The 7,745-nt window shown below is 64.7% G+C and carries 3 protein-coding genes; 2 read left to right on the forward strand and 1 reads right to left on the reverse strand.

Annotation, left to right across the window (positions count from 1 at the left end):
• Nucleotides 1-19: 19 nt before the first annotated feature.
• Nucleotides 20-649 (forward strand): TetR/AcrR family transcriptional regulator, encoded by a 630-nt coding sequence (locus ACWEO2_RS35310; RefSeq protein WP_452409331.1) that lies wholly within the window; start codon nucleotides 20-22, stop codon nucleotides 647-649.
• On the opposite strand, the gene ACWEO2_RS35315 is transcribed toward ACWEO2_RS35310, so the two are convergent.
• Nucleotides 646-1,311, reverse strand: coding sequence for a class I SAM-dependent methyltransferase (locus tag ACWEO2_RS35315; protein ID WP_452409332.1), 666 nt, complete (start codon nucleotides 1,309-1,311; stop codon nucleotides 646-648). The genes ACWEO2_RS35310 and ACWEO2_RS35315 overlap by 4 nt on opposite strands.
• Before the next feature lie 587 nt (nucleotides 1,312-1,898).
• On the opposite strand from ACWEO2_RS35315, the gene ACWEO2_RS35320 reads away from it, so the two are divergent.
• A partial coding sequence (locus ACWEO2_RS35320; protein WP_452409333.1) for an amino acid adenylation domain-containing protein occupies nucleotides 1,899-7,745 on the forward strand: 5,847 nt, incomplete at its 3' end.

Raw genomic sequence — 7,745 nt, forward strand, 5'->3', positions numbered from 1 at the left:
GCGCACTAACCTGATCGTCGTGACCCGTGCCGAGCCCGCCACCAGCATCGCCGCCGAGGCCACGCCGGAATCCGCCTTCCGGCGTCGGCTTCTCGACGCGATGGCCGACGCCGTGCGCGACCGCGGCTACCGCGAGACGACCGTGGCCGATGTGGTCCGCAACGCGCGCACCTCCCGCCGCACCTTCTACGAACACTTCGACAGCAAACAGGACTGTTTCATCGCGCTGCTGGCCGAGCGCAATAGCGAGACCATCCAGCAGATCTACGATGCGGTCGACGCCAGCGCGCCATGGCGCATCCAGGTCCGGCAGGCCATCGAGGCCTGGATCGGCGCCTCGCAACAGGATCCGACGATCACCCTGGCCTGGATCCGCGACATCCCCGCCCTCGGCGAGGCCGCCCGTCAGGTGCAGCACGACGCGGGCGAGGCCTTTATCAATCTCATCCAAAGCCTCACCGCCACACCAGGATTCGAGGCCCCTGGACTGCACCCGCCGACCCGTCAGATGGCCACCATCCTCTACGGCGGCTACCGCGAACTAATCGCATCCACCGTGGAGGAGGGCCGGGATATCAGCGAGATCATCGACGTCGCCGTCGATACCGCTATCGCCCTCGTCGGCCCCCGCTACGAGCCGCGGCGCTAGTCCTTCACGGCGGTGAACTGGGCCAGCGCGCCATTGCACACCAGTTCCACTTCCCGTAGCCCTGCCGCGGCGATCCAGCTCGACAGATCGGCGGCGGTGCCGGACGGACCGAATACCCCGATCGCCCGCATCACTTGCATATGCAGGTCGAAGCGCCGCTGGACACCGCGCACCACACAACTGCCGACCAGCCGTCCGCCCGGCGCGAGCACCCGTGCGAGCGCGGCGACCGCGCCGGCCGGATCCGGCATACAGTGCAGGCCAGCGAAGGTCACCACCAGGTCGAATTCGCCGGTAGGGAAGGGCAGGTCGACCACATCCGCACGCACGTAGTCGACACCGGACACCCCGGCACGGTCGGCCGCGCGGCGCGCCGCCGCCAGCTGGTCGTCGGAAATGTCGGCCGCCACGTAGCGGATCTGGTGCCCCGGTCGCAGACGGCGCAGTGTCACCCCGCCGCCGACCGGCAGATCCAGTACCGCGGAGCCCGCCGGCAGCTCGTTGACAATGTCCATCGCGGCGTACATCCGGCGGGTGTCGCAGCCCCAGAGCACCTGTCCGGCAGGCCGGGCCACCTGCGGATGATCCAGGACGAAGTCGTACACCGGGGCACCGAGGCTCCCCCATGTTCGGCTCTGCCACACTTCACGGACATCGGGCACGGCTGTCTCCTCTTCGCGCGGTGGGAGTCCAGGCTAGGCCGGTGCTCATCGACGCGCCAAGAGCTACTGGACGCGATCGCCGCCGATCGCGCCGCTCATAGCGCCATAGGTGTCGTGGCCCAATGGCGCACATCGCCGTGAAGATCCGGCGGGTCCGGGCAGCGACAGCTCACCTACCGCCGCCGCACCGGTGACACATCAGCGCGGGGTATACCCGGTGGACCGATTCACCAATTTCAGCGACAAACGACATAATCGCAATGCAACTATTATTTGTTAACAACTTGGCGGAATTTATGCGGATTTGCACCTCGCAACATTGCGATTTCATCGACTTATATACGCGATGTAAAATCGTCGGGGTCAGGGCTTTTGGTCATGAGATGCAGGGTCGAAGGTCCCTGCGCGGCACAGCGTTTACATTCGGCCAGCTGGTGCATCGCAACGCTCTCGAGGGGGAACCAAGATCACCGACCACCCCCTTCCGAATTCGCCGATAATTTCGCGGTGCGGACCGCTGAAACGGGGGTATACATCCGCGAACTATCCGGCTTAGACTGGCCGTGGTCGGGATAGAGGAAAGTTCAATGACCGTTTCGCCGACACAGCTCCGTCCCGGCCAGGGATCGAGCGGAGATACCGAGCCGGACGCGTCAGTAATAGGGCAGGTGCCGCTGTCTGCCGGGCAGCGGGGGTTATGGCTGGCGCAGAAATTGAGTCCGGATGTGCCGATATCAGAGGCACAGTACATCGAGTTGCGTGGCGATCTCGACATCGATCTGCTGCGCGAAGCCTCGATGCGGGCAGGCCGCGAGTTCCAGTCGGGATATCTGCGGCTGGTAGAGGTCGACGGCGAGCCGTACCAGGTGTTCGACCCGTCGCTCGAGTCGGCGGCGCCGGTGATAGACGTGCGTGGCGAACCGGATCCCGTCGCGGCGGGGTTGGAGTGGATGCGTCGGGAGTACACCAAGCCGCTCGACATGACGCGGGACCGGTTGTTCGGATCGGCGGTTGTGTGGGTGGGGGACCGGCATTACCTGCTGTACACCCGAATCCACCACGTCGCGATGGACGGCTATGCCGGAATGATGACCCTGAACCGCATAGGGGCGCTGTACACGGCGGCGGTGCGGGGCCGGACGGCGGAGCCGAACCGGGCGGCGGACGTGCGCACGCTATACGAGGCCGACCGCAGCTACCGGGAGTCGAAGCGGTTCGCCGACGACCAGGAATATTGGCTGAACAAGCTCGCCGACGCCGGGGACGAGTCCAGTCTGGTCGATGGGCACGCACCCGCGCGCGCGGACAGTGTGGTCGCAACCGCCGAACTTTCGCCGCTGATGGTGCAGCGGATCGAGCATGCCGCAGAAGTGTGGAACGCGAGCCCGGCCGCGGTGGTGATCGCCGCATTCGGCTGCTATCTGGCGCGGATGACCGGCCGAGACGAGGTCATGGTCAATATTCCCGTATCGGGTCGCACGAACGCCGTGCTGCGGCGGTCCGGCGGGGTCTTCGTCAATGTCGCGCCCCTTCCGCTGATGCTGGATCGGGACGATACCGTGGCGACACTGACGCGGCGGGTGCAGTCCGATCTGGTGGGGGCGTTGCGGCACCAGCGGTGCGGCCTGACCGACATTCGCGCCGCCGCCGGACACCACGGCGGACTGCGGCGTTTCGCCGGCCCGGTGGTGAATGTCATGTTCTTCCACCAGGAGATCCGGTTGGGTTCGGTGACCGGGGAGTTCCATATCCTCAGTTCGGGGCCGGTCGACGATCTGCTGGTCGACCTGTATCAAACCGGGGAGCCGCCGCGGACGATTCTGCACTTGCTGGCCAATCCCAACCTCTATACCGACTCCGAACTCTCGGCGCATTGCACGAGGTTCATGGAGTTCCTCGACGCGTTCGCCGCCGCGCCGGACACTGCGCTCGACCAGGTTCACCCCGAAAGCGCCCGTGCCGGCGCCCGGATCAAGCGCCGCCGCGAGAACCTGGCGTTCTGGCGGGCCACGCTCGCGAACCTGCCCGTGGAGCTTCGCCTGCCGGTCGATCGGCCCCGGTCAGCGGTACCGTCGAATCGAGGCGCCACCGCAAGCTACCCCTTGCGTGCCGATCTGGTTCCGGCATTGGAACAATGTGCGCGGCAGCATGGTTCGTCGCTGTTCACGGCGATCCATGGCACGTTGGCGGTACTGCTCGCCCGGTTGAGCGGCACCACCGACATTCCGATCGGCACACCGACCAACGGGCACGCTACGGCCGCGCTCGACGGTGTCGCCGACGAGTTCGCCGACACCGTGGTGCTGCGGACCGAGATCGATCCCGCTGAATCGTTCACCGAACTACTCGGCCGGATCGAAAAAGCCGATGTGGACGCCTTCGAACATGCCGATGTTCCGTTCGAGCAGGTGGTGGACGATCTCGTTCCGCAGCGGCGTCAGTCCCGGCATCCGCTGGTTCAGGTGCTGTTGGCGGTGCGGAATCCGGAACCGGTGGGGTCGGCCCTGTCCGATTTCGAGCCGCCGGTGGTCGACCCGAGCGACCGAACTCCTGGATTCGATCTGCAATTCATCCTGTCGGAAGATCATGACGGCGGCGATATGACCGTCGCGGTCACCTACGCCACCGACCTGTTCGACGCCACGACCATCGATTCTCTTGCGCATCGGTGGATTCGGATCCTGGAGTCGATCGTCACCGATCCGACCGTTGCGGTCGGGGCGATCGATGTGCTCGACCCTGCCGAACGAGCCGATCTGCTGGCCCGCTCCGGCGCACCCGCGGCACCGCCGACCACACTGCCCGATCTGCTATCGGCAGCAGTCGCATTCGATCCCGACGCCACCGCGATCGCGTGCGATGGACGACAGCTGAGTTATCGGGAACTGGACGAACGCTCCAACCGGTTGGCACGGCAGCTCATCCGACGTGGCATCGGACCGGAAGACGTTGTCGCGATCAGCATCCCACGTTCCGCGGACTCGATGCTCGCGGTCTGGGCCGTCGCGAAATCGGGGGCCGCCTTCCTGCCGATCGACCCGACCTACCCGGCCGAGCGCATCACCCACATGATGACCGATTCGAACGCGGCCATCGGTCTGACCATGCCAGCCGTACGCCCACAATTGCCCGACAATATGGACTGGCTGATATCGGACGAACTCGACACGTCCGGCGACCAGCCCAACACCGATGATCGTCCGATTACCGACAGCGATCGGGTTCGTCCGTTGCGGATCGACGATATCGCCTACGTCATCTACACCTCCGGATCGACCGGACGACCCAAGGGTGTCGCGGTCACCCACCGCGGACTCGGCAACTGCGCCGCGGAACACCGGCTTGCCATGGGCATCGAATCCGGCTCCCGCACGCTACATCTGGCATCACCCAGCTTCGATGTATCAGTACTCGAATTGCTGCTCCCGTTGGCGGCTGGTGCGGCCATGGTCATCGCACCCAACGACGTCTACGGCGGTGATGAACTCGCCGCACTGCTCGACCGCGAACACATCAGCCACCTCCTCATCACACCTTCAGTACTGTCCACCATCGATCACACTCGTTGGCCGCTAGCGGATCTGAAGTATCTGATGGTCGGCGGCGAGGACTACGGCAGCGAGTTGGTCGAACGCTGGGGCGGCGACCGCATCGTGCTCAACGAATACGGGCCAACCGAGACCACCATCTCCGCGACACTGAGCGCTCCGTTGGCAGTTGGTGAGTTGGTCACGATCGGTAGGCCGATATCCGGTGCCTCGGCATGGGTGTTGGATCAGCGGCTGCAACCGGTTCCGGTTGGGGTGGCCGGTGAGTTGTATGTCGCGGGTGATCTGCTCGCCCGTGGATATCACCACCGAGCAGACGTGACAGCCGAACGATTCGTGGCCTGCCCCTGGCTACCCGGCCAACGCATGTACCGCACCGGCGACGTCGTCCGCTGGACCACCAACGGAACCATCCAACACCTGGGCCGCTCCGACTTCCAGGTAAAGATCCGCGGCCTCCGCATCGAACTCGGCGAAGTCGACACCACTCTCACCACCCACGAAACCGTCGCCTACGCCACCACCATCGGCCACCACAACGGCACCGGAACGCAATCACTGGTCTCCTACGTCGTCGCCCCACCCGACCACACCATCGACACCACGACACTGACCGAATACCTCACCGACCATCTACCGTCCTACATGGTGCCGTCCTCGATCATGGTGCTGGACCGTATCCCGCTGACACCGGTGGGCAAACTGGACCGAAAGGCGTTGCCGAAGCCGGTTTTCACCGACATCAAGCCGTTCCGTGCGCCGCATACACCGACTGAACACACGGTCGCTCGAGCGTTCGTCGATGTTTTGGGTATCGACCGGATCGGTTTGGATGATTCGTTCTTCGCTTTGGGTGGGGATAGTTTGGTCGCGACTCGGGTCGCGGCGCGGTTGGGGGCCGCGTTGGATGCCGAGATTCCCGTGCGATTGTTGTTCGAGGCGTCCACGGTCGCGGAACTGGCCGGTCGTATCGATCGGCATGCCGGGACCGGGCGACGTCGCCCACCGCTGGTCGCCGGGCCGCGCCCGGATCTGGTGCCGTTGGCGCCGGCCCAACAACGGATGTGGTTCTTCAACCAGTACGACACCGCATCGGGCGCCTACAACATGCCGATCGCGATTCGGCTGCGTGGCGAGTTGAACGTCGAGGCCCTGCACTCGGCGGTCCTGGACGTGCTGGGGCGCCACGAGTCGCTGCGAACGCGCTACCCCGACCACGACGGCATGTTGATCCAGCAGATCCAACCGGTCGAGAGCATGGACGGTGAGCTGGTCGTGGTACCGGTCGCAGCGGGCGAGTTGGTAACGGCGGTCACCGAATTCGTCACCGAAGGCTTCGATGTGAGCACCCAGGCACCGGCACGTGCCCGATTGTTCGGCATTGTCGGCAGCGAGGAACCCGAACACGTCCTTGCTGTCGTGGTGCACCACATCGCCGCCGATGGTTTCTCCATGACCCCGTTGGCGCGTGATGTGGCGAGGGCGTATGCCGCGCGGATCCATGGGGCCGCCCCGGCGTGGACACCGCTGCCGGTCCAGTACGCCGACTACGCACTGTGGCAACAAGCTACCCTCGGCGCGCCCGATGATCCGCAATCACTGTGCGCCGAGCAGATCCGCTACTGGACCGAAACGCTGCACGGCGTCGTCGAGGAACTGCCTCTACCGTTGGACCGGCCACGGCCGGTGGTGATGTCCAACCGCGGCGCCACGGCCGGTTACTCGGTGCCCGCCGCTGTGGTGCGGGCATTGGAACAACTCGCGCGCCAACATAATTCGTCGCTGTTCATGGCGATCCACGGCGCGTTGGCGCTCGCGCTGGCCAGGTTGAGCGGCACCACCGACATTGCGATCGGCACACCGATCGCCGGGCGTGGTGTGGCCGGACTCGACGACATGATCGGCATGTTCGTCAACACGTTGGTGTTGCGCACCGAGATAGATCCCGCTGAATCGTTCACCGATCTGCTCGGCCGGATCAAACACACCGATCTGGACGCCTTCGAACACGCCGACGTACCGTTCGAGCAGGTGGTGGACAAACTCGGTGTGCAGCGCTCCCAAGCACGACACCCACTGTTCCAGGTGATGCTGGCATTCCAGAACCTGGCACCGGTAACACTGCAACTGCCCGATCTGGAACTGTCGGTACTGGACCTACCCAACGAAATCTCCCGCTTCGACCTGCAATTCATCCTCTCGCCCGACCCCGACAGCGGTGAGATGACCGTCGCGCTCACCTACGCCACCGACCTGTTCGACGCTGCGACCATCGATTCACTTGCCCACCGGTGGATTCGGATCCTGGAATCGATAACCACCGACCCGACCGTTGCGGTCGGGGCGATCGAGGTACTCGACTCTGCCGAACGAGCCGATCTGCTGACCCGCTCCGGCGCGCCTTCGGTGGCACCGACCACGTTGCCCGGTCTGATGAGTGCGGCGGCGGCGTTCGATCCCGACGCCACCGCGATCGTGTGCGACGGACAACAGCTGAGTTACCAACAGCTCGACGAACGATCGAATCGGTTGGCGCGGTTGCTGATTCGACGTGGCATCGGGCCGGAAGACGTTGTCGCGATCGGCATTCCACGTTCGGCGGACTCGGTACTCGCGGTGTGGGCGGTCGCCAAAACCGGAGCCGCCTTCCTGCCGGTCGATACGACTCATCCCACCGAACGCATCACCCACATGATGACCGATTCCGAAGCGGCCATCGGCATTACGACCGCATCCGTACGCGCGCAACTACCCGACAGCATCGACTGGCTTATTTCGAATTACCTCGACTCAGCCGAGGACAACCACGACGAGACCGACAGTAGTCCGATCACCGACAGCGATCGGGTTCGTCCGTTGCGGATCGACGATGTCGCCTATGTGATC

Source organism: Nocardia sp. NPDC004278 (assembly GCF_053602975.1).